The organism is Leucobacter allii (genome assembly GCF_022919155.1).
In the GTDB taxonomy this organism is placed as follows: domain Bacteria; phylum Actinomycetota; class Actinomycetes; order Actinomycetales; family Microbacteriaceae; genus Leucobacter; species Leucobacter allii.
The window spans coordinates 3,374,603-3,400,222 of record NZ_CP095045.1 but is presented as its reverse complement, the minus strand read 5'-3'; the positions used below and the strand labels follow the sequence as shown (position 1 = coordinate 3,400,222).

General features: G+C 73.2%; 24 protein-coding genes and 1 pseudogene. 10 read left to right on the top strand and 15 right to left on the bottom strand.

All coding sequences use genetic code 11. The features are described 5' to 3' along the window. Nucleotides 1–2 precede the first annotated feature (2 nt). The 3 genes from MUN78_RS15785 to MUN78_RS15775 are packed head-to-tail and all read left to right on the top strand — an operon-like array spanning nt 3 to nt 2,822. Nucleotides 3–551: a MarR family winged helix-turn-helix transcriptional regulator gene (locus MUN78_RS15785; protein ID WP_244727687.1), complete on the top strand. Its 549-nt coding sequence runs from the start codon at nt 3–5 to the stop codon at nt 549–551. A gap of 34 nt (nt 552–585) precedes the next feature. After that, entirely contained in the window at nt 586–1,740 is a 1,155-nt protein-coding gene (locus MUN78_RS15780) for a flavin reductase (protein ID WP_244727685.1), read from the top strand. Nucleotides 1,741–1,769: 29 nt separating this feature from the next. After that, nucleotides 1,770–2,822 (top strand): ABC transporter ATP-binding protein, encoded by a 1,053-nt coding sequence (locus tag MUN78_RS15775; protein ID WP_244727683.1) that lies wholly within the window; start codon nt 1,770–1,772, stop codon nt 2,820–2,822. A gap of 22 nt (nt 2,823–2,844) precedes the next feature. Here MUN78_RS15775 and MUN78_RS15770 read toward each other — a convergent pair whose 3' ends face one another. The 5 genes and pseudogenes from MUN78_RS15770 to MUN78_RS15750 form a co-directional block, all read right to left on the bottom strand. Further along, a complete protein-coding gene (locus MUN78_RS15770; protein ID WP_244727682.1) occupies nt 2,845–3,945 on the bottom strand; it encodes an NAD(P)-dependent alcohol dehydrogenase in 1,101 nt (366 codons plus the stop codon). Between the two features lie 159 nt (nt 3,946–4,104). Continuing rightward, complete coding sequence (locus MUN78_RS15765) at nt 4,105–5,460, bottom strand: dihydrolipoamide acetyltransferase family protein (protein ID WP_244727680.1); 1,356 nt, start codon at nt 5,458–5,460, stop codon at nt 4,105–4,107. Between the two features lie 50 nt (nt 5,461–5,510). After that, a complete protein-coding gene (locus MUN78_RS15760; protein ID WP_244692191.1) occupies nt 5,511–6,512 on the bottom strand; it encodes an alpha-ketoacid dehydrogenase subunit beta in 1,002 nt (333 codons plus the stop codon). Continuing rightward, nucleotides 6,509–7,689: pseudogene (locus tag MUN78_RS15755) on the bottom strand (thiamine pyrophosphate-dependent enzyme). The gene MUN78_RS15760 and the pseudogene MUN78_RS15755 overlap by 4 nt, the downstream one beginning before the upstream one ends. Before the next feature lie 227 nt (nt 7,690–7,916). Continuing rightward, complete coding sequence (locus MUN78_RS15750) at nt 7,917–9,005, bottom strand: histidinol-phosphate transaminase (protein ID WP_244727678.1); 1,089 nt, start codon at nt 9,003–9,005, stop codon at nt 7,917–7,919. Nucleotides 9,006–9,162: 157 nt separating this feature from the next. Here MUN78_RS15750 and MUN78_RS15745 point away from each other — a divergent pair, with 157 nt between their 5' ends. The 5 genes from MUN78_RS15745 to MUN78_RS15725 all read left to right on the top strand — a co-directional run bounded on the left by MUN78_RS15745 (nt 9,163) and on the right by MUN78_RS15725 (nt 13,669). Next, on the top strand, nt 9,163–10,245 hold the full coding sequence (locus MUN78_RS15745; protein ID WP_244727676.1) for an MBL fold metallo-hydrolase: 1,083 nt from the start codon (nt 9,163–9,165) through the stop codon (nt 10,243–10,245). Between the two features lie 53 nt (nt 10,246–10,298). Next, on the top strand, nt 10,299–10,712 hold the full coding sequence (locus MUN78_RS15740) for a phage holin family protein (RefSeq protein WP_244692188.1): 414 nt from the start codon (nt 10,299–10,301) through the stop codon (nt 10,710–10,712). Between the two features lie 93 nt (nt 10,713–10,805). After that, entirely contained in the window at nt 10,806–12,191 is a 1,386-nt protein-coding gene (purB, locus tag MUN78_RS15735; RefSeq protein WP_244692187.1) for an adenylosuccinate lyase, read from the top strand. A 51-nt stretch (nt 12,192–12,242) separates the two neighbouring features. Beyond that, nucleotides 12,243–13,085, top strand: coding sequence for an LssY C-terminal domain-containing protein (locus MUN78_RS15730; protein ID WP_244692186.1), 843 nt, complete (start codon nt 12,243–12,245; stop codon nt 13,083–13,085). Then, nucleotides 13,082–13,669, top strand: a complete 588-nt coding sequence (locus tag MUN78_RS15725) for a hypothetical protein (protein ID WP_244727674.1) — start codon at nt 13,082–13,084, stop codon at nt 13,667–13,669. Before MUN78_RS15730 ends, MUN78_RS15725 begins: the two co-directional genes overlap by 4 nt. A 295-nt stretch (nt 13,670–13,964) precedes the next feature. Here the strand turns inward: MUN78_RS15725 and MUN78_RS15720 are convergent, their stop codons facing one another. The 10 genes from MUN78_RS15720 to MUN78_RS15675 form a co-directional block, all read right to left on the bottom strand. Next, nucleotides 13,965–14,987, bottom strand: coding sequence for an aldose epimerase family protein (locus tag MUN78_RS15720; protein ID WP_429952333.1), 1,023 nt, complete (start codon nt 14,985–14,987; stop codon nt 13,965–13,967). A gap of 110 nt (nt 14,988–15,097) precedes the next feature. Continuing rightward, nucleotides 15,098–15,388 carry an ABC transporter ATP-binding protein gene (locus MUN78_RS15715; protein WP_244692184.1) on the bottom strand — a complete coding sequence of 97 codons (291 nt, stop codon included), beginning with the start codon at nt 15,386–15,388 and terminating at the stop codon, nt 15,098–15,100. Nucleotides 15,389–15,425: 37 nt separating this feature from the next. Beyond that, a complete protein-coding gene (locus tag MUN78_RS15710) occupies nt 15,426–16,001 on the bottom strand; it encodes a hypothetical protein (RefSeq protein ID WP_244727673.1) in 576 nt (191 codons plus the stop codon). Nucleotides 16,002–16,105: 104 nt separating this feature from the next. Beyond that, complete coding sequence (gene dnaB, locus MUN78_RS15705) at nt 16,106–17,482, bottom strand: replicative DNA helicase (RefSeq protein WP_244692182.1); 1,377 nt, start codon at nt 17,480–17,482, stop codon at nt 16,106–16,108. Nucleotides 17,483–17,934: 452 nt separating this feature from the next. Beyond that, the gene (gene rplI / locus MUN78_RS15700; protein ID WP_244692181.1) at nt 17,935–18,384 is read right to left on the bottom strand and encodes a 50S ribosomal protein L9; all 450 of its coding nucleotides are present in this window, start codon (nt 18,382–18,384) and stop codon (nt 17,935–17,937) included. Nucleotides 18,385–18,397: 13 nt separating this feature from the next. Continuing rightward, a complete protein-coding gene (gene rpsR / locus MUN78_RS15695; protein ID WP_244692180.1) occupies nt 18,398–18,658 on the bottom strand; it encodes a 30S ribosomal protein S18 in 261 nt (86 codons plus the stop codon). A gap of 107 nt (nt 18,659–18,765) precedes the next feature. Next, nucleotides 18,766–19,299: a single-stranded DNA-binding protein gene (gene ssb, locus MUN78_RS15690; RefSeq protein WP_244692179.1), complete on the bottom strand. Its 534-nt coding sequence runs from the start codon at nt 19,297–19,299 to the stop codon at nt 18,766–18,768. Between the two features lie 3 nt (nt 19,300–19,302). Beyond that, entirely contained in the window at nt 19,303–19,665 is a 363-nt protein-coding gene (gene rpsF, locus MUN78_RS15685) for a 30S ribosomal protein S6 (RefSeq protein WP_130110092.1), read from the bottom strand. Between the two features lie 153 nt (nt 19,666–19,818). Continuing rightward, a complete protein-coding gene (locus MUN78_RS15680; RefSeq protein WP_244727671.1) occupies nt 19,819–20,628 on the bottom strand; it encodes a PIG-L family deacetylase in 810 nt (269 codons plus the stop codon). Further along, nucleotides 20,625–22,052 (bottom strand): CCA tRNA nucleotidyltransferase, encoded by a 1,428-nt coding sequence (locus MUN78_RS15675; protein ID WP_244730131.1) that lies wholly within the window; start codon nt 22,050–22,052, stop codon nt 20,625–20,627. The genes MUN78_RS15680 and MUN78_RS15675 overlap by 4 nt, the downstream gene beginning before the upstream one ends. Before the next feature lie 205 nt (nt 22,053–22,257). Between MUN78_RS15675 and MUN78_RS15670 the strand changes: the two genes are divergently transcribed. Together MUN78_RS15670 and trxB are read left to right on the top strand one after the other, a co-directional pair. Further along, complete coding sequence (locus tag MUN78_RS15670; RefSeq protein WP_244727669.1) at nt 22,258–24,585, top strand: DUF6049 family protein; 2,328 nt, start codon at nt 22,258–22,260, stop codon at nt 24,583–24,585. A gap of 75 nt (nt 24,586–24,660) precedes the next feature. Then, nucleotides 24,661–25,620, top strand: coding sequence for a thioredoxin-disulfide reductase (gene trxB, locus MUN78_RS15665; protein ID WP_244692176.1), 960 nt, complete (start codon nt 24,661–24,663; stop codon nt 25,618–25,620).

Here is a 25,620-nt window from a genome sequence, read left to right as displayed (position 1 = left end):
ACATGGCAGACCAGCAGCACAGCGGACGCGACGGGTTCCTCGACTTCGTCGCGGAGGCCGAGGAGCGCGCCCGCACGGAGTTCGGCCCGCTCGGGGCGGGGCCGGCGGGGGCGATCGGCCTGCTCATCCGCCGCGTCACGAAGCTCATGTCCGTGGAGGCCGAGCACGAGCTGCAGCTCGACGGTCTCACCTGGGCCAGCTTCCGCGTCTGCTTCGATCTCTGGGTGGGCGGGCCGCAGGAGCCGCACCGCATCGCGGCGCGCACCTCGATGAGCCGCGCCGCGGTCTCCGGCGCCTACAAGTCGCTCGTCGCGAGCGGCTACGCGACCACCGCTGACTCGCCGACGGACCAGCGCTCCATCGTCATCTCGCTCACCGACTCGGGCGCCGAGCTCACCGCGGGCATCTACCGCAGGCACCTCGAGATCACCGAGGGCTGGCTCTCCCCGCTGTCGACCCCCGAGCAGCAGATCCTCCTCGGCCTCCTCGGCAAGGTCATGACGAGCCCCCGCGGCAGCGCCTTCGGCCCCGGCCGCGCCGTGAACACCTGAACCCGCATCCGCCATCCCAGAGAAAGCAGTCAGCATGCCGCAGCACGCGCATCCGGTCGACGACGCCCGGATCACCGTCGACGAATCCGTCTTCCGCAACGTGGCCGGGCACTTCGCCTCCGGCGTCACCGTCATCACCACCGACGACGGCGAGCGCCGGTACGGCACGACCGCCTCCGCCGTGTCCTCGCTGTCCATGGACCCCCCAATGATGCTCGTGTGCCTCAACCGCTCGAGCACGACGCACGACGCCGTCGCCCGCTCCGGCCGCTTCGCGATCAGCATCCTGTCGGTGGAGCAGGATCTCCTCGCCAGGCACTTCGGCCGCAAGGGCGAGGACAAGTTCGCCGACGTCCCCTGGAGCGCGGGCCCCCACGGCCTGCCCCTGCTCGACGGCGCGCTCGCGACCGTGGAGTGCACCGTCGCGGAGACCGCCGTCGGCGGCACCCACACCGTCTTCCTCGGCACCGTCGTGAGCGCGGAGGCCCGGCCGGGCGAGCCGCTCGCCTACTACCGCGGCCGTTTCGGCGCGCTCGAGCAGTCGACGGAGGCCGCCGTCTACGCGGGCGTGCGCTCCTGGGTGCTCACCCGCCGCACCCCGCTCGGCAGCGCCCTCGAGGTGGCCGGGCTCGCCGCCGAGCTCGAGGCCGACTCGGCCTACGTCTACAACGCGCTCGTCCGGCTCGTCACCGAGAACCTCGTCGAACGAACGGTGGACGGGGGCTTCGCGCCGACGCCCGTCACCGAGGCGCTCGTGCGGAATCTCTACGGGGCGCGGGCCACGATCGAGACGGGGGTGGTCGACCAGTACCTCGCCCGCGCCTCCGATGAGGAGCTCGCCGCGATCGCAGAGCGGGCCGCGGCGCTCGCGACCGCGCCGACGAGCACCTCGGCCGAGCTCGACGCCTTCCTCGAGGCGAATCTCGAGTTCCACTGCACCATCGTCGGCCTCGCCGGGTCCCGGCAGCTCGTGCAGCACTTCCGGCAGCTCAGCATCGCCACGGTCTGGCGCGAGAGCTACCGCTCGCGGATGTGGCAGGACCGGGAGGGGCATCCCTTCATCCCGCGGATCGCCGAGGCGCTCGTCTCGCGGGACACCCCCGCGGCGCTGGAGCTCATCCGACGGCAGGTCGACTTCGTCACGGCGACGGCCATCCGCATGATCACCGAACAGGGCGGCGCGCTCTAGCGCGGCCGCGAGCAGAGAGGAATCCCGGCATGGGCGGCATCGCGATCGAGGGTCTCGCGAAGACCTTCAACTCCACCCGCGTTCTCCATTCGATCGACCTGCGCATCGAGCGGGGGGAGTTCATCACCCTGCTCGGTCCGAGCGGCTGCGGCAAGACGACGACGCTGCGCTGCGTCGCGGGTCTGGAGACGCCGAGCGCGGGCAGGATCCGCATCGGCGAGGACACCGTCGTCGACAGCGAGCTCGCCGACTTCACTCCCCCGCACCGTCGCCGGGTCGGCATGGTGTTCCAGAGCTACGCGATCTGGCCGCACATGTCGGCGCGCGCGAACGTCGAGTTCCCGCTGCGGCGGCGCAAGCAGGGCTCGCGCGCGGAGCAGCGGGCGATCGCGGCGCGCGCCCTCGAGTCGGTCGGCATGAGCGCGTACGCGGAGCGGTACCCCCACGAGCTCTCCGGCGGGCAGCAGCAGCGGATCGCGCTCGCGCGCGGCCTGGTCGCCGCGGGCGAGGTGATGCTCTACGACGAGCCGCTGTCGAACCTCGACGCCAAGCTCCGCGTGGCCATGCGCGACGAGGTCAGGCGGCTCCACGACGAGTTCGGGCACACCTCGATCTACGTGACCCACGATCAGGAGGAGGCGCTCGCCATCTCCGACCGGATCGTGATCATGAACGCCGGTCGGATCGAGCAGTCGGGCACCCCGCAGGAGATCTTCGACGCGCCCACGACGCGCTACGTCGCCGACTTCATCGGCTTCGAGAACATCCTCACCGTGGAGGAGGCGTCCGGCGGGATCGCGGTGGCCGGCGGCATCCGCTTCTCGGGCCTCCCGGACGCCCGTCCGGGCGACGCCCTCGCCTTCCGCAGCGGGGCGGTGTCCCCGGGCGCGCACGACGACGCCGCGGCGACCTTCGACGCCCCGGTCGCCCGCGAGGTGTATCTCGGCGAGGACGTCGTGCTGCATCTCGAGGTCGCCGGCGGCCCGGGCGTCGTCGCCCGGATCCCGGCCCAGCGCCGCGCGCAGGGCCTGCCCGAGCGGTTCCACGTCGACGCGGCCGACATCGCCGTGCTCACGGCGTAGGCCGATCGGAGCCGGCTGCCGGTCAGTACACGAGCACGGGCTTGATGGTCTCGCCCGACTCCGAATCCGCGAAGGCCCGGTTGATCTCCGCGAAGGGGTAGCGCTTCACGAGACGGTCGAACGGGAACAGTCCGCGCTCGTGGAGCGCGATGAGCTTCGGGATGAACTCCCGCGGCACCGCATCGCCCTCGACCACCATCGAGATGCTGATCCCGCTGGTGAGCAGCGTGCCGATGTCGAACGGCGCCTCGGTGCCGAGCTTCGCGGCGCCCACGAGCACGCCGTGGCCGCGGAGCGCGAGCGACTTCGTCATCTGCGCGAACACCTGCGGCACGCCCGTGGTGTCGAGCGCGTACTGCACGCCGCGGCCCCCGGTGATCTCCCGGATCGCCTCGACCGGATCGACCTCCCGCGAGTCGACGACGTGGGTCGCGCCGAGCTCCTTCGCGAACTCGAGTCGGGAGGGGACGATGTCGACCATGATGATCGTCGTCGCCCCGGAGGCGACGGCGGCGAGCATCCCTGCGAGGCCGACGGCCCCCGTGCCGAACACCGCGATGGACTCCCCCGCCCCCGGGCGCAGCACGTTGAGCACGGAGCCCGAGCCCGTCATGATGCCGCAGCCGAGCGGGCCGAGCAGTTCGAGCGGCGCGTCGTCGGCCACCTTCACCGCGTTGCGCGCTCGCACGTTCGTCACGGACGCGAAGGAGGACTGGCCGAAGAAGTTCGAGGAGATCGGACTGCCGTGCTCGGAGAACATCCGGGCGCCGTCCGGCCGGCTGCCGCCGAAGTTGAGCGGGGAGAAGTCGACGCAGTACTGCGGGTGACCGGCGATGCAGTGCTCGCAGACCCCGCAGGACGCCGGGGCGAGCACGACCTTGTCGCCGACGGCGAGGTCGGTCACATCGGCGCCGACGGCCTCGACGACGCCGGATCCCTCGTGGCCGAGCACGGCGGGCAGCGGCACCGGATACCACTGATCGCGCACGATCGCGTCGGTGTGGCACACGCCGCTCGCGACGAGGCGCACCGTCACCTCGTCGGGGCGGGGCTCGTCGAGCTCCAGCTCGCGGATCTCGAGGTCGGTCTGGGGTGCGGTCGCGACCGCCGCCTGGATCTTCACGGATGGCCCTCCTTCTCCGCCGGTGGGCGGCGTCGACCCCCGTCGCCCGGCGGCGCGGAGCGGTCCTCCGGGCCGGGCGCCGAGGCGTTCATCACTGCCCTCCCACCCTACGCCCGCACGATCCGGCGGCGCCAGGCCGCCCGCGGGCGGCCCGGGCGATCAGTCGAGCAGGAGCGCCGGCTCCTCGAGCACGGAGGCCACGTCCGCCACGAAGCGGGAGATGACGTCGCCGTCGACGATGCGGTGGTCGAAGGAGCCGCCCACGGTCGTCACCATGCGCGGGCGCACCTCGCCGTCCACGACCCAGGGCTTCTCGCGGATCGTGCCCATCGCCATGATCGCGCACTCCCCCGGGTTGAGGATCGGCGTGCCGAAGTCCATGCCGAAGACGCCGATGTTCGAGATGGTGACGGTGCCGCCCGACATCTCCGCCGGCTGCGTGCGGCCGTCGCGCGCGGTGATGGTGAGCTGCTCGATGGCCCCCGCGAGCTCGAGCAGGCTGAGCTCCTGCGCGTCCTTGATGTTCGGCACGACGAGCCCGCGCGGGGTCGCCGCCGCGATCCCGAGGTTCACGAAGTGGTGCCGGATGATCTCGGTCTCGGTGAAGGTCGAGTTCACCTCGGGGTTGCGCCGGATCGCCCACAGCATCGCCTTCGCGAAGATGAGCAGCGGCGACACCTTCACCCCGGCGAAGTCGGTGGAGGCCTTGAGACGCTTCACGAACTCCATGGTGCGGGTGGCGTCGACGTCGGTGAAGACGCTCACGTGCGGCGCCTCGAAGGCGCTCTCGACCATGGCCTTCGCCGTCAGCTTCCGGATGCCCTTGAGCGGGATCCGTTCCTCGCGCGCGGCCGAGGGCTCGGGGGTCGAGAGATTGCGGAAGAGACTCGCCTGCGAGGCCTGACGCACCACGTCGTCGCGGAGCACCTCGCCCGCGATGCCCGTGCCCGCCACCTGCGCGAGATCGACGCCGAGGTCCTTCGCGAGCTTGCGGATCGGGGGCTTCGCGAGGATCGGCGCGGCCTCGGCCACCGGGATCGCCGCGTGGCCGGGCACGGCCAGCAGCGGCTCGCCCCCGCGACGGCGGCGGGAGGCCGCGGAGCCGCCGGTGCCGTAGCCGACGAGCACGGCGCCGCCCGGCTCCTCCGCGGCGGACGGTCCCGGCTCCTCGTGCTCGACGCTCGCCGTCGCATCGGTCACGGCGTCGCGCGTCTCCGCGGTGTCCCGGGGAGGCGCCGCAGCGCGATTCCCGGACGTCTCGGGGGCGTCGTCGCCCACGACCTCGACTCGGAGGATCGCCTCCCCGACGGGAACGGTCGCGCCGACCTCGGCGAGCAGCTCGGTCACGGTGCCGACGAAGGGCGACGGGAGCTCGACGAGCGACTTCGCCGTCTCGATCTCGCAGATCACCTGGTTGAGCGCCACGGCGTCGCCCGGAGCGACCTGCCACGACACGATCTCGGCCTCGGTCAGCCCCTCGCCGACGTCGGGGAGGGGGAAGGTCATCTCGCTCATCGGGGGCTCCTGGGGTTCGGTGGCGATTCGGGCGCGGACGGGCGGCCCGGTCAGTAGTGCATCGTGCGGTCGACCGCCTCGAGCACGCGGTCGGCGTCGGGCAGGAAGAGCGGCTCGATGGCCGCGGCGGGGAACGGGACGTCGTAGCCCGAGACGCGCAGCACGGGTGCCTGCAGGGAGTAGAAGGCCCGCTCGGCGACCGTCGCCGCGATCTCGCTGCCGACGCTCGCGTTCCCCGAGGCCTCCTGGGCGACGACGAGACGGCCGGTCTTGCGGACCGAGGCGAGCAGGGGCTCGTAGTCGATGGGCGAGACGGTGCGCAGATCGACGACCTCGAGGCTCGTGCCCTCGGCCGCGGCGATCTCGGCCGCCTGCAGCAGCGTGGTCACCATCGCGCCGAAGCCGACGACCGTGCAGTCCGTGCCGGTCCGCGCGATGCGCGAGCGGTGCAGCTCGGCGGACGGGGCCGCGGGGTCGACCTCGCCCTTGTGCCAGTACTTGGCCTTCGGCTCGAAGAACAGCACGGGATCGTCGGAGGCGATCGCCTGCTGGATCATCCAGTACGCGTCGTTCGCGGTGGACGGCGCGACGACGCGGAGCCCCGGGGTGTGGGCGAAGTACGCCTCCGGGCTCTCCTCGTGGTGCTCGATCGAGTTGATGTGGCCGCCGTAGGGCACGCGGATGACGACGGGCATCGACACCTGACCGTCGTGCCTCGCGCGGATCCTCGCGAGCTGCGTCACGATCTGGTTGAAGGCGGGGAAGATGAAGCCGTCGAACTGGATCTCGACGACGGGCCGGTAGCCGCGCAGCGCGAGACCGATCGCGCTGCCGACGATGCCGGCCTCGGCGAGCGGCGTGTCGAGGACGCGGGCCGAGCCGAACTCCGCCTGCAGGCGGTCCGTGACACGGAAGACGCCGCCGAGGGGTCCGATGTCCTCGCCCATGAGCAGGACGCGATCGTCCTGCGCCATCGCCGCGCGCAGGCCCTCGTTGATCGCCTTCGCGATCGGGAGGGACGTGCGCTCTGCGAGGGTGGCGATGCCGCTCATGCCGCGCCCCCCTCGAACGACGACTCGTAGCGCGCGAACCACTCCCGCTGCTCGTCGATGCGGGGGTGCGGCTCGGCGTACACGTGCGCGAACATCGAGTCGCCCTCGGGCGCCGGCAGGGCGAGGATCTCGTCGCGCACCGCCTTCGCCTCGCGATCCGCGGTCTCGGCGGTGGCCGCGAAGAACGCGTCCTCGACGCCCTGCGCCCGCAGGTAGGCCTCGAGCCGGGCGATGGGGTCGCGCCGCTGCCACTCCTCGAGCTCCCCCTCGGGCCGGTAGCGCGTCGGGTCGTCGGCCGTGGTGTGCGCGCCGATCCGGTAGGTCAGCGCCTCGATGTAGCCGGGCCCCCCGCCCTCGCGGGCGAGGCGCAGGAAGCGGCGCGCGACCGCGTAGGCCGCGAGCGGGTCGTTGCCGTCGATCTGCACGGCGCGCAGGCCGAATCCCAGCGCCCGCCGGTACAGCGGGGTGCGCGACTGCCTGGCCACCGGCACGGAGATCGCCCAGCCGTTGTTCTGCACGACGAACACCTCGGGGTCTGGTAGCTCGCGGCGAAGATCATCGCCTCGTTGGGATCCCCCTGGCTCGACGTGCCGTCGCCGTAGAAGACCATCGTCGCCTCGCCGGTCGCGACGCCCGCCTCGCCGGCGTCGAGCGCGGTGTCGCCCGCGCGACGCTTCGCGTCGAGCACCTGGCCGAGCGCGTGTCCGGTGGCGTGCTGGGTCTGCGAGCCGAGCACGAGGGTGTAGAGGTGCACGTTGCCGTTCGCCGGATCGGTGATGTCCCAGCCGCCGTGGGTGACGCCGCGGAACTGCGCCGCGACGTCGAGGAGGCGCACCCCGCGGATCCGGGCGACGGCGTGCTCGCGATAGGCGGGGAAGACGTGGTCCTGGGGTTCGGTCGCGCGGGCGACGCCGACCTGGCAGCCCTCCTGGCCGACGCTCGGCACCCACAGCGCGAGCTGCCCCTGCCGCTGGAGGTGGGTGCACTCGGTGTCGAAGGCGCGGGTGACGACCATGTCGGCGTACCACTGCTGGAACGTCTCGACGCCGACGCCCTCGAGCTCCGCGGCGTACTCGGCCGCGGTTCCCGAGGGGGCGTAGGCGCCCGTCTCGTCGAGGAAGCGGATCGGCTCGGGGTCGCCGCCGTGCAGCTGATCCGCCGCGCCGGATGCGCGCATCGTGCTCTGTTCACTCATCCCGACCCAGTGTAATGAGCCACCATCGCCGGGTGCGGATATACCGCCGCGCGCCGAAGCCCGCCGCGTATGACGCGAACGGGGGTCATGCGGCGAGATCATCCCCGCTCGCGTCATTCCCGCGCCATCGCCGACCGGGGACGGGCGGGCGGGGACGGGCGAACGGGAACCGCCGGGCGGGCGGCCTTCGAGCCGAGCGCCGGGCGCGCTCAGCCGAGGAACCGGCGCACGATGTCGAGCACCTCGGGCAGGCTCTCCGCCTCGCCGACCGAGATCCGCACCCCGTGCCCCGCGAACGGGCGCACGAGGGTCCCGGCCCCGGCGAAGGCGGCGGCGAGCGTCTGCGCGTCGGCGACGCCCCCCTCGCCCTCGGGGATCCAGACGAAGTTGCCCTGCGCCTCGGGGATCGCGAGCCCGAGCTCCCGGAGGCCCGCGACGAGCGCGTCGCGTCGCTCCACGATGACCGCGACGCGGGCCTCGAGCTCCCCGCGGGCCGCGGGCTCGAGCGAAGCGCGGGCCGCCGCCTCCGCGATCCCCGTGACGGAGAGCGGGATCGCGATGCTCTGCGCCGCGGCGAGGATCGCCGGCTCTCCGACGCCGTAGCCGATGCGGAGGCCGGCGAGGCCGTAGGCCTTGGAGAAGGTGCGCAGCACGACGAGATTCGGGTGCGCCGCGAGCACGTCCTCGCCGCGCACCGCCGCGGGGTCGGTGACGAACTCGCGGTACGCCTCGTCGAGCACCACGAGGACGGTCGCGGGGACGCGCGCCATGAAGCGGTCGAAGTCGGCGCGCGCGATCGCGGGCCCGGTCGGGTTGTTCGGCGTGCACAGCAGGATCGCCCGCGTGCGCTCGGTGATCGCGTCCGCCATCGCGTCGAGGTCGTGGCGCGCGCCCGCGGCGAGCGGCACGGGCACCGGCGTCGCGCCCGAGGCGAGGCCGAGGGAGGGGTACGCCTCGAAGCTCGGCCACGCGAAGAGGTACTCGTCGCCCGCGCCCGCGGCGGCGTGCACGAGCTGGTAGAGGATCGTCACCGAGCCGGCCCCCAGGTGCACGCGCTCGGGGCCAACGCCGAACGGCGCGGCGAGCTCCGCGCGCAGCTCGGGCATCGCCGCGCCCGCGTAGCGGTTCACGTCGAGGCGCCGCCTGAGGGCGTCGAGCACGCCGGGCAGCGGCGCGAACGGGTTCTCGTTGCTCGAGAGCTTGAACCCCGGCTTCGTGGGCGCTGCCCCCTGCCGGTAGGCGGGGGCGGCGAGCACCTCGGCGCGCAGACGGACGGGGACGGCGGCGTTCTCGCTCATGGCTCATCAGTCTAGTCGCGGCGGGACGACCGGCCGCGGGGCCGAGCGCCGGCGGCCGAGCGCCGGCGGCCGCGCCCCGGCCGCCGGCGATCCCGGCCCTCGCGCCCGGACGCGATACGGTACGTCTGACCCCGTCCGAGCGCCCCAGGAGGATGCGATGCCGCTCCAGCCGACGAGCACCGCGCAGTTCGCCGCGCACCGCGCGGGCGCCCTGCCGCCCACGGAGGAGTTCCGTCCCGGGGTGTGGTCGCTCGCGATGCCCATGGCGAGCCCGCAGCTCCCCTACAACCTCTGCACGGTGATCGCCGCCGATGACGGGATGCACGTCATCGACCCCGGCGTCGACGGCGCGGCGCAGTTCGAGCGCCTCGCCGACGAGCTCGCCGCCCTCGGCTCCGGCATCGCGGACGTCGCGACGATCACGGCGACGCACCTCCACGGCGACCACCTCGGGCTCGCGGCGCGCCTGCGCGCGGCGTCCGGTGCGCGGCTGCTCCTGCACCGCGCGGAGGACGATGCGCTGCCGCGGCTCGCCCGGCAGCGCGCTGCGGAGCTCGGGCGCGACGGAGCGCCCGCCCCGGGTGCGGGGGCCGGGCCCGCGGCGCGCGATCCCGACGCCGAGACCTCGCGGGAGCGGCGCGCGCGCTGGGGCGTGCCGCCGGAGGAGTCGCGCTCGATCAGCGCGAGCGCCGCCGCCGACGGCGAGACGGCGGGGCTCCCCCGCGCCGACGTCCGGCTCGAGGACGGGGACCTCCTGCCGATCCCCGGCCGCCGCATCGCGGCGATCCACACCCCGGGCCACACGACGGGCCACCTGGCCCTCCGCGACGCGGAGGGCGGGGTGATCTACACGGGCGACCACGTGCTCCCGGCCATGACGAGCGGGCTCGGGCTCGGCGCGCGCTCGGAGACGAACCCCGTCGCCGAGTACCTCGAGGGCCTCGAGCGCATCGCCGTCTTCGACGCCGACGAGGTGTCGCCGGGGCACCAGTTCCGCTTCCGCGGCCTCGCCGAACGGTGCGCGGCGCTCGCCGAGCACCATCTGCGGCGCACACGCGAGGTCGCGGCGGTGCTGGCGCGCGAGGACGACCCGACGGTCTGGCGCGTCGCGTCCCAGCTGCGCTGGTCCGCCGGCTGGGACGGGCTCGACGGCTTCGTGCTCGGCTCCGCGCTCGCGCAGACGGAGATGCACATGGCGTTCGTGCGCTCCGGGCTCGCCGCGGCGCATCTCGAGGGCTGACGGCCGGGATCCGGCGCCTCGCGCGCGGCCCGAGCGCGTGCGAGACTGGTGCCATGCGCACCATCGCCCGGATCATCGTCAACGCCTTCGCGCTGTGGCTCACGACGCTCATCGTGGGCGGCTCGGGCGATCACGGCGTGTGGATCGTCCCCTACGACGGGGAGCCCGCGAGCCGCGTCGTCACGCTGCTGCTCGTGGCGCTCGTGTTCGGCATCGTGAACGGCACGCTCGGCAGGGTCGTGCGCTTCGTCTCGATCCCGCTGTACATCGTCACCCTCGGGCTCTTCGGGCTGATCGTCAACGGGATCATGATCACGGTCGTCGCCTGGCTCTCCGAGCTCATGGGCTTCGGGCTCGGCGTCGGCGGCTTCTGGTGGGGCGTGCTCGCCGCGCTCGTCCTCTCGATCCTCTCCGGCATCATGAACGGCCTGCTGGGCACGAGCAAGAAGCGCGACCGGGATCGCTGAGCGCGGGGCGCCGGGGGATCCGGGCCAGCGCCGGGCCGCCGGACGACGTGGGAGAATGGGGTCGGACCGCGATCCCGACCCCGAGAGGCTCCCATGACTTCGCTCCCCCCGCAGCCCATCAGCCCGCTCGACGGCCGCTACCGCCAGGCGGTCGCGGAGCTCGGCGACACCCTCTCGGAGGCGGGGCTGAACAAGGCGCGCGTGCACGTCGAGGTGGAGTGGCTCGCGGAGCTCACGGAGCGCTCGCTGCTCGGCGCGACCCCGCTCGCCCCCGAGCAGCTGGCGTCGCTGCGCGCCTGGGCCGCAGGCTTCGGGCAGCCGGAGATCGACGAGCTCGCCGAGACCGAGCGCACGACGCAGCACGACGTGAAGGCCGTCGAGTACCTCGTGCGCGCGCGGCTCGAGACGCAGGGGCTCGGGCATCTCGCGGAGCTCACCCACGTGTGCTGCACGAGCGAGGACATCAACAACCTGTCCTACGCCCTCACCGTCAAGCAGGCGGTCGCGGAGGTCTGGCGGCCGCGCTTCGAGCGGGTGATCGCCGAGATCGCGCGGCAGGCCGAGCTGTACCGCGAGCTCCCGATGATGAGCCGCACGCACGGCCAGCCGGCGACGCCGACGACGCTCGGCAAGGAGCTCGCCGTCTTCGTGCACCGCCTCGAGCGGCAGCTCCATCAGATCGACGACATCGAGTACCTGGGCAAGTTCTCCGGCGCCACGGGAACCTTCGCGGCGCATCTCGCCGCCGATCCCGACACCGACTGGGCCGAGGTGTCGCAGCGCTTCGTCGAGCGCCTCGGGCTCGACTGGAACCCGCTCACCACGCAGATCGAGTCCCATGACTGGCAGGCGGAGCTCTACACGCGCATCGCGCACGCGAACCGCATCCTCCACAACCTCGCGACGGATGTCTGGAGCTACATCTCCATCGGCTACTTCCGCCAGATCCCGGTCGCGGGCGCCACCGGCTCCTCGACGATGCCGCACAAGGTCAACCCGATCCGCTTCGAGAACGCCGAGGCGAACCTCGAACTCTCCAACGCGATCCTCGACTCGCTCGCGCAGACCCTCGTGACGAGCCGCTGGCAGCGCGACCTCACCGACTCCTCGGCGCAGCGCAACATCGGCGTCGGCCTCGGCCACTCCGTGCTCGCGCTCGACAACATTCTCAAGGGGCTCGGTCAGATCGACGCGGCTCCCGAGGTGCTCGCAGCCGACCTCGATGCGAACTGGGAGGTGCTCGGCGAGGCCATCCAGACGGTGATCCGCGCGGAGGTCACCGCCGGGCGCTCCACCATCAGCGACCCGTACGCGGCGCTCAAGGAGCTCACCCGCGGGCGCCGCATCGGCCAGGCCGAGCTCGGCGAGTTCGTCGAGGGCCTCGAGATCGGCGAGGCCGCCAAGCAGCGCCTGCTCGCCCTCACCCCGGCCACGTACATCGGCGACGCGGTGCGGCTCGTCGACTTCCTCACGCGCTGACTCCGGCGGCCGTCGCGCCGCCGACTCCCCGGCACTCGCTAGCATGGTGGCATGCACGCGAGGAACGGACGGGGCGCGACGGCGGCGGCTCGGACGCGACGCGTCTCGCTCACCGCGGTGCTCGATGAGTTCTTCTTCATCTTCGCCGGCGCCGCGGCCGTCTGGCTCGCCTGGCTCGTCCTGACCGAGACCTTCCACTTCGGCTGGGTCGGGATCGCGTTCCTCATCGCGTTCTGGGCGATCCTCGCGTATCTCGCGCTGCCGCGGCTGCACCGCATCCTCACGACCGTCTACGTGCCCGACTACTTCATCGGCCGCGCCCGCACGAGCGACGGGCTGCTCGGCGACCCGATCAACCTCGCGGTGCGGGGGCCGGAGGCACGACTGCACGAGACGATGGCGGCGGCCGGGTGGACCCGGGCGGACCCGGTGACGCTGCGATCCTCCTGGGGGATCATCGCGTCGACCGTCACCCGCAAGAGCTACGAGCGCGCGCCCGTGAGCCCCCTCTTCCTCTTCGGGCGCATGCAGGACTTCGCGTATCAGCAGGAGGTGGCGGGCAACCCGGCGAAGCGCCACCACGTGCGCTTCTGGCGGACGCCCGAGGGGTGGCTGCTGCCGGGCGGCGCGCGGGTCGACTGGCTCGCCGCCGGCACCTTCGACCGCGCCGTGGGGCTGTCCCTCTTCACCCTGCAGGTGACGCACCGCATCGACGCCGACACCGACGTGGAGCGCGACCACGTGGTGCGCACGGTGCTCGGGGCGGGAACCGGCGCCCGGCTGGAGGTGCTGCGCGACTTCTCGACGGGATACCACTCGCGCAACGGCGGGGGCGACAGCATCCGCACCGACGGCGACCTGCCCGTCATCGATCTCGACGGGGCGGCGGCATGAGCGCCGCGGGCGCGCGGAGGCCTCGACCTCCCCGCGATCCGGGGAAGCGCCCGGCGATCGAGACGACGGCGCTCTTCGACCGGGATCCCGCGGCCGCCGCCGATGCGCCGCGGCCCGCCCCCATCGTGGGCGGCACCGTGCTCGTGCTGCTGCGCGCCGCGGCGACCGTGCTGTGGGGCGCCGGCTTCCTCAGGGTCTGGCCGCGGATCGCCGAGGAGGCCGGCGTCGACGCCGGGACGGCCGAGGGCGCCGCCGTGCTCGGCGTGCTCATCGGCTTCGGCGCGGTGTGGCTCGGCGTGCTCATCGTCTTCGCCGTGCTCATCTGGCGGGGCAGCACCACCGCGCGCATGCTCGCGCTGGGCTGGACCACGCTCACGATCGTCGCCCACGCGATCGCCTACTTCGCCAACGGGGAGGAGATCACGGTGCGCACGACCCTGCTCACCCTCTCCCTCGACATCCTGGTGCTGCTCGCCCTGTCGAGCCGGCCGGCCCGCACCTGGTCGCGCGCCCGCGGCGAGGCCAGGCGGGCCCGCCGAGCCCGGCCGCACGCCGGCGGCCGCCGCCGCTCGGCTCGGGTCTAGGGGCCGTCCGCTTCCCGCGCGTTCCCCCGCCCGCGCGGATCCCGAGCCCGCGCCGCACGTTCCCCGCACGTTCCCCGCACGTTCCCCATCCGCGACCCCCCACCCCTCCGCACGTTCCCTTTCGCACGTTCCCCTCGGCGACCCCCTCCGACCCTCTCCGCCCCTTCGCACGTCAGTAGTTGCGGGTTCGCGCGCGTGCAAGCCGCAACTACTGACGTCCGAAGGAGGCGGCGGGAAAGTGGAGGCGGCGGGGAGAGGGGACGGCGGGAGGCGGGGGGTTCCGGATCGGCGCGGCTCAGGCGGCGGGCAGCGGCTCGATGCGCCACTCGGCGCGATGCGCGGATCCGGGGGCGAGCGCGACGAGGCCGGCCGACTCCCCCGCGTTGAAGGCGTCGGGCGCGCAGCTCATCGGCTCGACGGCGAGCCCCGCGCGATGCCCGGGATCGGCGGCGCCCGCAGGGGCATCCGCCGTGCACAGCTGCACCCACGGGCAGGCCGACCCCCACACCATCGCCACGCCACCGCCGTCCGCCGCGCGCAGCTCGAGTCGCGCGCGGCCCCCGGCGTCGCGCGCGACGTCGGTGAAGGCGTGATCGATCACCGCCTCGCCGATGCGGCGTGGCTCCCGGAAGTCGAAGCGCTCCGCGTCGACGCCGACGCCGCGCACCGTCCCGGGAAGGAGCCGCTCGCCCACGGTCTCCATGACCCGCTCGGCGGGCAGTGCGAGCTGCCACGCGTCGAGAGGACCCGGCCCCGCGACGAGGTACGGGTGGGGGCAGACGCCGTAGGGAGCAACGCCCTCGCCGAGGTTCGTCGCCGTCACGGTCTGGGTGAGGCCCGCCTCGCCGAGCGCGTAGCGCACATCGAGGCGGATCCGCCACGGATATCCGGGACTCGGCGCGATCACGGCCCGCAGCGTGACGGCGGAGGTCGGCGCAGCGGAAGGCACCGCGGCAGAGGGCACCGCGGCAGAGGGCACCGCGGCAGAGGCAGGCGCGCCGGAAAGCGCCGCGGCGGACTCCCGCGGTGCCGACGCGGGCGCAGCGGTGCCCCCGCGGGCGGCGATGCCGTCGTCATCCGCGACGTGCTCGTGCGCCTCGCCGCCGTCGTGCCCCACGGGCGCGAAGTCGAGCCCCCGGGTGAAGCCGTGCAGCGCATGCCCGCGCGCCGGCTCGGTGACGGGCAGGCGGTACGCCGCGCCCCGGAAGCGGTAGCGCCCGTCCACGACGCGATTCGGCCACGGCGCCACCGTGAGTCCGCGGAAGACGGGCGCGGGCTCCTCGGCGGCGAAGGGGACGATCAGATCGCGCTCGCCGATGCGATAGCTGCGCAGGCTCGCGCCGATGGACGCGACGACCGCGCGCTGGGCGCCGTGGACGAGCGGGAACTGCCGGCCGGACGCCGGCCCGCCCGCGGCGGGGCCGCCGCTCAGTGCCAGGTCTTCCCGTCCTCGGGCCGCTGCAGATCCTTCCGCGCCTCGAGATCCTCCTCGCTCGGCTTGCCGCCGAGGCCGATGAGCGCCACCACCATGATCGTCACGATGAAGCCGACGCCCAGGAAGATCGCGGCGAGCAGCAGCTCACGGGTGACCAGCAGCACGACGAGGCCGGCGAACACGCCGAGCACGGCGGAGAAGCCGATGAGCTCGAGCGGGCGCAGTCGGTCGCGGCGCGAGGGCGTCACGGGACCCGGGTCGACGGGCTCGGGATTCTGGGACATCGTGTGGCTTTCCGGAAGGGATCGAATCGAAGGAGGACTATCGCGCGCCCGCGGCGGCCTCGGGGGCTCCGCCGCGGCGATCGAAGGCCGAGATGCCGAGGAAGACCCCCGCGACGATCGCGTAGCCGCCGAAGAAGCCGAGGATCGCCACCGGGTCGTCCCGCACGAGCAGTGCGCAGATCGCGAGGAGGATCCCGATCGCACCGAGCAGCGTCGCGTCCTGGCGGCTGCCTGGCCGCACCGCCGCCCCGATGAACTCGAGCAGCGCGCTCACGAGCGCCCAGGCGGCGATGGCGACCGCGAAGCCGATCGCGGTACCGGTGAAGGGCACGACGAGCGCCGCGACGAGCGCGACGGCGCCGAGGAGCGCGGGGATCGCCACGCCGCCCGCGGCGCGACCGCGGAGCACGTGGACAAGATGGGCGACCCCGATGGCCCCGAGCGCGACGCTCGCGAGCGCGAGATCGAAGCCCAGCCGCTCGTGCATCGTCGCGCTGAAGGCGATGGCGAGGCCGGCCACGAGGAGCACCGCGACGCGGAACAGCCGGACGCCTCGAGAGGGGAGTGCGTCAGGAGTCGCCGGACCTCCAGCAGGAGCAGCCGCAAGCGTCATGACACACCTTTCCGAGTCGATTCCCAGTCTACCCTGCTCACCGCAGGGAAGCTGGGCCGCGCCTGATCGCGCCGGGCGACCGAGGCGTGTCCGCCGGGCGAGCCTCAGACGCCCTGCGGCATGTCCTGGAAGCGCGAGTAGTGGCCCTGGAACGCCACCGTCACGGTACCCGTGGGCCCGTTGCGCTGCTTCGCGAGGATGAAGTCGGCCTCGCCCGCCCGCGGACTGTCCCGGTCGCCGACGGCCTCGCGGTGCAGCAGGATCACCATGTCGGCGTCCTGCTCGAGGGATCCGGACTCGCGCAGGTCGCTGATGGCCGGCATCTTGTCGGCGCGCTGCTCGGAGGCGCGGTTGAGCTGCGAGAGCGCGATGACGGGGACGTCGAGCTCCTTCGAGAGCAGCTTCAGCGCGCGCGAGAACTCCGACACCTCCTGCTGCCGGCTCTCGGCCTTCTTGCCCGATGAGAGCAGCTGCAGGTAGTCGATGACCACCATGCGCAGCCCGTGCTGCTGCTTGAGGCGCCGGCACTTCGCGCGGATCTCGACGAGCGTGAGGTTCGGGCTGTCGTCGATGAAGAGCGGGGCCTCGGCCACGCGCGCCTGCGTGGCGGCGAGCTTCTGGAAGTCGCGGCCGTCGAGCGCCCCCTTGCGGAGCGTCTGCATCGGGATGGTCGCCTCGGCGGCGAGCAGGCGCATCGCGATCTCCGCACGGCCCATCTCGAGCGAGAAGAACACGGTCGGCGCCTGGGCGTGCACGGAGGCGTGGCGCGCCACATCCATGGCGAGCGTGGACTTGCCCATCGCGGGGCGCGCCGCGATGATGATCATCTGCCCGCCCGCGAAGCCGTTGGTCATCGCGTCGAGCTCGCTGAAACCGGTCGGCACCCCGAGCATGCCGTCGGCGGCGCCGTTGGCCTTGTTGATCTCCTCGAGCGCGGCGTCGACCGCGAGCGAGAGCGGCACGTAGTCCTCGCCCTGGTTCTCGCCCGTCACGCCGTAGATCTCCGACTGCGCCACGTTCACGAGATCGATCGCCTCGCCCTCGCCGGCGTAGCCCATCTGCACGATGCGGGTGCCCGCCTCGACGAGCCGGCGCAGCAGGGCCTTCTCGGCCACGATCTCGGCGTAGAAGCTGGCGTTCGCCGCCGTCGGCACGATGCTCGTGACCGTGTGCAGGTACTCCGGGCCGCCGGCGCGCTGCAGCTCGCCCGTCTTGGTGAGCTCGTCGGTCACAGTGATCACGTCGGTCGGCTCGCCGCGGGAGTAGAGCGAGAGGACGGCCTCGTAGATCACCTCGTGCTTCGGCACGTAGAAGTCGCCGCCCTTGAGGAGGCCCGTGACGTCGGCCACCGCGTCCTTCGAGAGCAGCATGCCGCCGAGGGCGCTCTGCTCGGCGAGCAGGTCGTAGGGCGGGGTCCGCTCATGGCCGCGCGACGCGTCCTCGAGGAACGGGTCGGGGATTCCCAGGTGTGCGATCGACACGCGGTCACTCCTTCACGATGAGACGGATCCGGTCACTGTTCGATCAGACACCGGACCCCTGACATTCACGGTAGGGGGGCGGCGGCGGCGCTTCAAACAGCGACCCGAAAAGCCTGTGGATAACTCGGTGCATAACTCGCCGAATTTCGCCGCGCGGTTTCCACATCGTTGGGGATAGCCTGTGGACGGCTTGTGCATTGATGCGGATATTTTCGCGCTGAACTGGGGTTTTGATTATCCACAAGTCGAAAGTTATTCAACTCTCAGGTGAAGCTTGAATCTTCGAATCGCCCGAGGGCTGTGGATAAATCCGGACGCGAGGGCCGCTTGTCAAGTCCGGATCGGCCCGGGAATGTCGGCGCCCGTTCACGGGCCGTTCACGAGACCGCCCCCGGACACGACGACGGGGCGGCGGGATCCCGAAGGATCCCGCCGCCCCGTTCGCGGCACGGTCAGCGCTGGGCGATGACCTGCAGGGTGACCTCGGCGTCGACACCCTCGTGGAGGTGGATGACCGCCTGGTACTCGCCCGTCGACTTGATCGAGGGGAGGGTGATCTTGCGCTTGTCGATCTCGCCGAGGCCGGCGTCCGACACCGCTGCGGCGACCGCTGCGGGCTTGATCGAACCGAAGAGGCGCCCGCCCGTGCCGGTCTTGGCGTGCAGGCGGATCTTGCCCTCCTGCAGCTTCGCCTTGAGCACCTGCGCGTCCTCGACGGATGCGAGGGCGCGGGCCGCGCGGGCCGCGCGGAGCTGGGCCACCTGGGCCTCGCCGCCGCGGGTCCAGTGCACCCCGTAGCCCTGGGGCACCAGGTAGTTGCGCGCGTAGCCGCTCTTGACGTCGACGACGTCGCCGGCCGAGCCGAGGCCCTGGACCTCGTTGGTGAGAATTACCTTCGCCATGATGCTCTACTCCTTAGCGGCCGGAACCGGCGTAGGGGAGGAGCGCCATCTCGCGGGCGTTCTTCACGGCCTTCGCGATCAGACGCTGCTCCTGCACGGACACGCCGGTGATGCGGCGGGCGCGGATCTTGCCGCGCTCAGAGATGAACTTGCGGAGCGTCGCGACGTCCTTGTAGTCGATGACGCCGACGGTCTGCTTCTTCGCGGGTGCAACGGCCTTCGCGTTCTTGCCGCGACCCGGCTTGCGGCCTGCGCCGCTGGACTTGCCTGCCATAGTGGTCTCTTTTCGTGATGCGCCCCGGGATCTCGCCCGGGACAAGAAGTGTTTCGCCGCCGGTGACCGGCGGAGGGGAGCTCGCCGCCCGGAGGCGGGGCTGCTGCCTAGAAGGGCTGCTCGTCGTCGAATCCGCCGCCGAAGCCGCCGGCGGAGGAGTCGCCCTGGCCCGAATTGGTCCAGGGGTTGTCCTGCGGCTGCGCCGCGGGCTGACCCCAGCTCGGCTGACCGGCGGGCTGGGCGTTGCCGCCGCCGAAGCCGCCGACCTGGCCGCGGGACTGCCCGCGCGACACCTGCGCCGTGGCGAAGCGGAGCGAGGGTCCGATCTCCTCGACCTCGAGGTCGAGGGAGGTGCGCTGCTGCCCCTGGTTGTCGGTGTAGCTGCGCTGCGTGAGACGGCCCTGCACGAGGACGCGCATGCCCTTGGTGAGCGACGCCGCGATGTTGTCGGCGTACTCGCCGTATGCGCGGCAGCCGAGCCACAGCGGCTCGCCGTCCGACCAGTCACCCGACTGGCGGTCGCGCACGCGCGGCGTCGAGGCGATCCGGAAGGTCACCCACGACTTGCCCGCCTGGCTGACCCGCGGCTCGGGGTCGGCAACGAGGTTGCCGACGACGGTGATCAGCGGCTCGCCGGCCATGATCTACGCGCCCACCTTCGCGGCCGCACGGGCGGCCTTCGCCTGATCGCGCTTCGCCTGCGCGGCGCGCTGGGCGATGAGCTCGTCAGCGCGGAGCACCTTCGTGCGCAGCACGGCCTCGGAGAGACCCAGCTGGCGGTCCAGCTCGGCGGTCGCCTCGGGGGTCGCGGTGAAGTTGACCACGGCGTAGATGCCCTCGGCCTGCTTCTTGATCTCGTAAGCAAGACGGCGCTTGCCCCAGATGTCGACGTTCTCGATCTCGCCGCCCGCGTTGCGGATGACGCCCAGGAACTTCTCCAAGCTGGGGGCCACCGTGCGCTCGTCGATACCCGGATCGAGGATCACCATGAGTTCGTACGGATGCATTACTGACCCACCTCCTTCGGACTTCACGGCCACAGGATTTCTGTGACAGGAGGGTGTTAGTGCATCGTGCCCGCGCGCGTCCCCGACGGTTCGGCGCACAGACAACCTGTCCATACTAACACCTCGCGGCCGTGGCGCAGAGCGGATCCCGGGTCAGTCGCCCGCCTGCGGCGCGGCCCGCAGCGCGAAGGCCTCCGTCGTGCCGATGGATTCCCGCTGACCGCCGACGTGCACGAGGTCCGCGCCGTCGACGACGAGCTGCGTGCCGTGGGCGCGCAGCGCGGCGGTCTTGCGGTCGAGCCACGGGGAGACGTCGTGCGCCTCGGCCCGGAGATGGCGGGGATCGGGATCGTCTCCCGCCGTCGCCGCGGCGGCCTCGGCCCTGCCGAGGATCTCCCAGAAGGGCAGCCCGAGCGCGAGCGCGACGGCGCGGGACGCGCGGTGCGCGAGCACGTGGTCGGGGTGACCGTAGCCGCCCCCGTCGTCGTAGCTCACGATCGCCCCGGCGCCCGCCGCGTCCGCCGCGGCGAGCAGGTCGGCGATGACCTCAACGGCCGGCGCGCTCGTGAGCGCATCGGCGCCCGCGGCGCCGTCCGCCTCCGCGCGGCCGTCCGAGCCCCAGCGCATGCCCGAGTCCTCGTAGATCGCGGGCGGCAGCCCGGCGGCGCGGGCCGGGGGAGCGCCGAGGAAGGCGTGGCGCTCGAGGCCGAGCATCCCGAGCGCCGTCCGCAGCTCGTTCTGGCGCACGACCGCGAGGCCGTGCGCTCCCGCGAGCGCGGCGAGCGGGCCGGCGACCACCTCGCCCCGCTCGCCGCGCGTGAGCGTGACGAGCAGCGGCTCGCGGCCGGCTTCGGCGAGCGCCGCGAGCGTGCCGCCCGTGGTGATCGTCTCGTCATCGGGGTGGGCGTGCACGAAGAGGACGCGCGCCCGGCCGTCGAACCAGTCCCGGGGATCCTCGCTCATCGTTCCCGTCCCTCCGTCTGCTCCGCGTACCAGGCGCGCAGCCGCGCCTCGGCGGCCTCCTCGCCGATGGGGCCCTCGTCCAGGCGCACCTCGAGGAGGTGCTTGTAGGCCCGCCCGACCAGCGGGCCCGGCGGGATGCCGAGGATCGCCATGATCCGCTGGCCGTCGAGCTCGGGCCGCACCGCCGCGAGCTCCTCCGCCGCCGCGAGCTCCGCGATCCGCCGCTCGATGTCGTCGTAGGCGTGCTCGAGCCGCTCGGCCTTGCGACGATTGCGCGTGGTGACGTCCGCACGGGTGAGGATGTGGAGGCGCTCCAGCTCGTCGCCGGCGTCGCGCACGTAGCGCCGCACGGCCGAATCCGTCCACTGCTGCTCGCCGTAGCCGAAGAAGCGCAGGTGCAGCTCGATGAGGCGGGCGACCTGCTTCACGGTCGCATTGTCGAAGCGGAGTTCGCGCAGCCGCTTCTTGGCGAGCTTCGCGCCGACGACGTCGTGGTGGTGGAAGGTGACACCGCCGCGCTCGAAGCGGCGCGTCGCGGGCTTGCCGATGTCGTGCAGCAGGGCGGCGAGGCGGAGCACGGTGTCGGGCGCCGCCGGGGCGCCCGGATCGCGCCGCGCGCGCTCGAGCTCGACCGCCTGCCGCAGCACGGTCAGGCTGTGCTCGTAGACGTCCTTGTGCCGGCCGTGATCGTCCTGGGTCTCGACGAGCGCGGTGAGCTCGGGGAGGAACCGCTCCGCGAGCCCGGTGTCGACGAGGATCCGGATCCCGGGGACGGGATCGTCGGCCGCGAGGAGCTTGACGAGCTCGTCGCGGATCCGCTCGGCCGAGATGATGTCGAGCCGATCGGCGAGGCGGACGATCGCGCCCAGCGTCTCCGGCACGACGGCGAAGCCGAGCTGCGCCGCGAAACGGGCGGCGCGGAGCATGCGCAGCGGATCGTCGGTGAACGACGACTCGGGGGAGGCCGGGGTGCGGATGCGCCCGGCCAGCAGGTCCTCGACGCCGCCCGAGACGTCGACGAGGCGCAGCCCCGGCAGCATGAGCGCGAGCGCGTTGATGGTGAAGTCGCGGCGGAGGAGGTCGCCCTCGATGGTGTCGCCGTAGCTCACCTCGGGCTTGCGGGAGTCGTCGCGGTAGATCTCGGCGCGGTACGTCGTCACCTCGACGGTCTCCCCGTGCACCCGGGCGGCGATCGTGCCGAAGTCGCGACCGACGTCCCACACGGTGTCCGCGACGGCGTCGAGGATCGCCCGCGTCTCCTCCGGGCGCGCCGAGGTGGTGAAGTCGAGGTCGGTCACCGGCCGTCCGAGCAGCGCGTCGCGCACCGGGCCGCCGACGAGGGCGAGCTCATGGCCCGCCGCCGCGAACGCCTCCGCGAGGACGGCGACCGGGGAGGTCCCCGCGAGGGCGCGCACGGCGTCCATGGCGGCGGCGAGCGACGGGGTTCCAGCGGAAGACGGCATCCTCCAAGGGTACCGGGGGCCGATGCACGGTCGCGGTCCCTAGACTTGCAGGCATGTCATCGGACCGCCTCCCGCGCTCGTCGCCCGGCCGCCGTCGGCGTGCCGTGCGCGCCGGGATCGCGATGCTCGCGGGGATCGCGGCGCTCGCGTCCGTCGCGGCGGGCGGATGGCCGGGAGCCGTGCCGACCGCGCGCGCGGCGCACGCCGACGCGGACGGCGCGGGGACCGCGGGCGATGCGGCGCGCACGGCGCTCGTCGTCGCGGCGCAGGATCCCGTGCTGCGGCCCGGCACGGCGTCGATCGACGTCGAGGTCCTCGTGCGCAACGCGGGGGGGAGGAGCTGCCGGCCGGCACGCTCGAGCTCCGTCTCGGCACGGCGCCGCTCGCGGGGCCGGACCCCGGCGAGACCGCGGAGCCGGACGGCGAAGCCGCGGGAGCCCTCATCGCGGAGGTCCCCCTTCCCGCGACCGGGCCGGGCGCGGAGCAGGAGCAGACCGTCTCGGTGCCCCGGGATCAGCTGCCGCTGGGCGCCCTGCCCGAGGCGGGGGTCTACGCGCTGCGCGCCGAGCTCGTGCCGGGCGAGCAGGCCGGTCGCGCCGCGACGCTGCGCGCGTCGTCCGCGGTCGTGTGGCGCGACGCCGCGGCCGCCGCCGATCCCGTCGTCCTGCCGCTGAGCGTCATCGTGCCGCTCGTGCTGCCCGCGGACATCCGCACGCTGCCGACGCGCACCCAGCTCGAGGAGCTCGTGCCCCGCTGGGAGGCGCTGCTCGCCGCCGCGCGCGCCCGGGAGGCGACCCTCGCGATCGACCCGAGGGTGATCGCCGGCATCCGCGCCTACGGTGACGACGCCCCCGTCGCCGCGCAGCGGTTCCTCGCCGCCCTCGAACGGAGCCCGCTGCCCGACTTCCTGCTGCAGTTCGCCGACGCGGACCCTGCGGCCCAGGCCGATCTCGGCTTCACCACCCTGCTGGAGCCGACGAATCTCGACTTCGTGACCCGCTTCGGCGCGTTCGACGAGCCGCAGCAGGGCGGCACCGACGCCGAGAGCGGCGACGCCGCGAACCCGGGCGACGGAGCCGATGCGACGACCGCGGGAGACGACGATCCGGACGCCGCAGACGGCGCCCCGGCGGGCGCGGAGGCCGGGGCGGATCGCACCGGCGGCGCGGGCGGCGGATCCGGGAGCGCGGGATCCGAGGCCGCCGATGCCGACGCGGGCGCGGAGGGCGACGACCCCGCAGCCGACTTCCCGTTCCCCGACATCGCCTCCCTCACCGCCTGGGACGAGACGGAACCCGCGGGCTGGCCCGCGGAGGGCGAGGCGGACGCGGCGACGCTCGCCCTGCTCGACGACGCGGGCATCGACACGGTGGTCCTCGATTCGGGCGTTGTCGCCGCCGATGACGGTCCGGTCGTCGAGTTGGCCACCGGGGGCACCGCGATCGTGACGGATACCGGCCTCGCCGGCGCCGCGCGGGCGGCGCTCGGCGCGGCCGCCCCGGCCGAGCGGTCGGCCGGGCTCGCCGAGCTCGCCGCGCGCACCGCGTTCGCGGCGGCGAACGGCGACGCCGCCGTCCTCGGCCTCGATCGCGGGGCCGTCGGCGATGCGGAGGACCCGGCGGCGATCCTCGACGCGCTCGCCGGCTTCGACTGGGTGCGGGCCACGCCGATCGCCGAGCAGCGGACCGGCACCGGCGCGCTCGCCGTGCCCGCGGCGGACGCGGCAAGCGCGGGGGAGTCCGACGCGGCGGATCCCGCCACCGGTCCTGCCACCGATGCCGACGGCACCACCTCGGCCACGACGGAGGCCGCCGAGGCCGCGACGGATGCCGCCGACGAGCGACGGGAGCTGCTGGGCGCCGCGGTCGGGCGGGAGTCCTCGGTGAGCGAGCTCGGCGCGGTGCTCGCCCACCCCGCGTACCTCAGCGGCTACCAGCGCTCGCGCCTCCTCGAGCTCTTCGCCACCCGTCACGCGGGGCCGGGCTTCGCGGAGGTCGCCGATCGATTCCGGCTCCGCGACGCCGAGCTCCTCGAGGGCGTGCAGGCGATCAGCACCGAGCACACGCAGCTCGTGGGAGCCTCCACCCGGGTGCCCGTGCAGCTGCGCAACTCGCTGCCGTTCGACGCGGTCGTCTCCGTCGAGGCCGCGCCGGCCTCGGCGGCGCTCGCGGTCGCCGAGCGCCGCTTCCCCGAGGTGGCGGTGCCCGCCGAGGCGAATCAGACGGTCCTCGTGCCCGTGCGCAGCCGCATCTCCTCTGCCGAATCCGGCCTCGTCGTGTCGGTGTCCTCGACGGGCGGGGAGCTGACGGTCTTCACGGGCACGCTGCCGATCACGATCCGCGCGAGCTTCGAGGTGATCGCCATGTGGACCCTCGGCGTGCTCGCGGCCCTGCTGCTCGGATTCGGGATCTGGCGGAGCGTGCGGCGTCGGCGCCGCACCGGCCGCGGTCCCGCCGCCTCCGAGGGGGCTGGGGATCCCGGGAGCGCGGAATAGCGCGCGCCTAGGATGGGTTGTACCCACCGTGCGGCGAACGCCGCGACTCTCACAGCACTGCGCGCGAGGAGCCCCATGCGACACATCATCATCATCGGTTCCGGCCCCGCCGGATTCACCGCCGCGATCTACGCCGCGCGCGCGGGCCTGCAGCCGCTGCTCTTCGCGAGCTCCGTGGGGATCGGCGGCGAGCTGATGAACACGACCGAGGTCGAGAACTTCCCGGGCTTCCCCGAGGGCGTGCAGGGCCCCGATCTCATGCAGAAGATGCAGGAGCAGGCCGAGCGGTTCGGCACCGAGGTCGTCTACGACGACATCACCGAGGTCGACTTCTCGGGCCAGGTGAAGCGCGTCACCGCCGGCGACGGCTCGGTGCACGAGGCGCACACCGTGGTCTACGCCACGGGTTCGGCGTACCGCAAACTGGGCATCGCCGACGAGGATCGGCTCTCCGGGCACGGGGTGTCGTGGTGCGCCACCTGCGACGGCTTCTTCTTCCGCGAGAAGACGATCGCCGTCGTGGGCGGAGGCGACTCGGCGATGGAGGAGGCCACCTTCCTCACCCGCTTCGCGTCGAAGGTCTACGTGATCCACCGTCGCGAGGAGCTCAAGGCCTCGAAGATCATGCAGCAGCGCGCCTTCGACAACGAGAAGATCGAGTTCGTCTGGAACGCGGAGGTCGCCGCCATCCACGGCGACGCCGAGGTCACGGGCGTCACGCTGCGCGACACGGTCGACGGCACGGAGCGCGAGCTGCCGCTCGAGGGGCTCTTCATCGCGATCGGCAACGATCCGCGCACGCACCTCGTGCACGGCAAGCTCGACCTGACGGCCGAGGGCACCATCGCGGTGGACGGCCGGAGCTCCCGCACCTCGGCCGCCGGCGTGTTCGCGGCGGGCGACGTCGTCGATCCCACGTACCGCCAGGCGATCACGGCGGCCGCCTCCGGCACCGTCGCGGCGCTCGACGCCGAGCACTACCTCGCCGCGCTCGGCGAGTCCGCAGCCCAGCCGGCCGACGCCCTCGTCGGCTGA

Coding starts and splice junctions, on each gene's coding strand:
- trxB (WP_244692176.1), top strand. CDS start 24,661: ATGCGACACATCATCATCATCGGTTCCGGCCCCGCCGGATTCACCGCC.
- rpsR (WP_244692180.1), bottom strand. CDS start 18,658: ATGGCAGGCAAGTCCAGCGGCGCAGGCCGCAAGCCGGGTCGCGGCAAG.
- MUN78_RS15680 (WP_244727671.1), bottom strand. CDS start 20,628: ATGAGCGAGGATCCCCGGGACTGGTTCGACGGCCGGGCGCGCGTCCTC.
- rplI (WP_244692181.1), bottom strand. CDS start 18,384: ATGGCGAAGGTAATTCTCACCAACGAGGTCCAGGGCCTCGGCTCGGCC.
- MUN78_RS15760 (WP_244692191.1), bottom strand. CDS start 6,512: ATGAGCGGCATCGCCACCCTCGCAGAGCGCACGTCCCTCCCGATCGCG.
- MUN78_RS15730 (WP_244692186.1), top strand. CDS start 12,243: ATGCACGCGAGGAACGGACGGGGCGCGACGGCGGCGGCTCGGACGCGA.
- MUN78_RS15765 (WP_244727680.1), bottom strand. CDS start 5,460: ATGAGCGAGATGACCTTCCCCCTCCCCGACGTCGGCGAGGGGCTGACC.
- MUN78_RS15670 (WP_244727669.1), top strand. CDS start 22,258: ATGGCCGGGAGCCGTGCCGACCGCGCGCGCGGCGCACGCCGACGCGGA.
- MUN78_RS15725 (WP_244727674.1), top strand. CDS start 13,082: ATGAGCGCCGCGGGCGCGCGGAGGCCTCGACCTCCCCGCGATCCGGGG.
- MUN78_RS15675 (WP_244730131.1), bottom strand. CDS start 22,052: ATGGACGCCGTGCGCGCCCTCGCGGGGACCTCCCCGGTCGCCGTCCTC.
- MUN78_RS15710 (WP_244727673.1), bottom strand. CDS start 16,001: ATGACGCTTGCGGCTGCTCCTGCTGGAGGTCCGGCGACTCCTGACGCA.
- MUN78_RS15750 (WP_244727678.1), bottom strand. CDS start 9,005: ATGAGCGAGAACGCCGCCGTCCCCGTCCGTCTGCGCGCCGAGGTGCTC.
- ssb (WP_244692179.1), bottom strand. CDS start 19,299: ATGGCCGGCGAGCCGCTGATCACCGTCGTCGGCAACCTCGTTGCCGAC.
- purB (WP_244692187.1), top strand. CDS start 10,806: ATGACTTCGCTCCCCCCGCAGCCCATCAGCCCGCTCGACGGCCGCTAC.
- MUN78_RS15740 (WP_244692188.1), top strand. CDS start 10,299: ATGCGCACCATCGCCCGGATCATCGTCAACGCCTTCGCGCTGTGGCTC.
- rpsF (WP_130110092.1), bottom strand. CDS start 19,665: ATGCATCCGTACGAACTCATGGTGATCCTCGATCCGGGTATCGACGAG.
- MUN78_RS15775 (WP_244727683.1), top strand. CDS start 1,770: ATGGGCGGCATCGCGATCGAGGGTCTCGCGAAGACCTTCAACTCCACC.
- MUN78_RS15780 (WP_244727685.1), top strand. CDS start 586: ATGCCGCAGCACGCGCATCCGGTCGACGACGCCCGGATCACCGTCGAC.
- MUN78_RS15785 (WP_244727687.1), top strand. CDS start 3: ATGGCAGACCAGCAGCACAGCGGACGCGACGGGTTCCTCGACTTCGTC.
- MUN78_RS15745 (WP_244727676.1), top strand. CDS start 9,163: ATGCCGCTCCAGCCGACGAGCACCGCGCAGTTCGCCGCGCACCGCGCG.
- MUN78_RS15715 (WP_244692184.1), bottom strand. CDS start 15,388: ATGTCCCAGAATCCCGAGCCCGTCGACCCGGGTCCCGTGACGCCCTCG.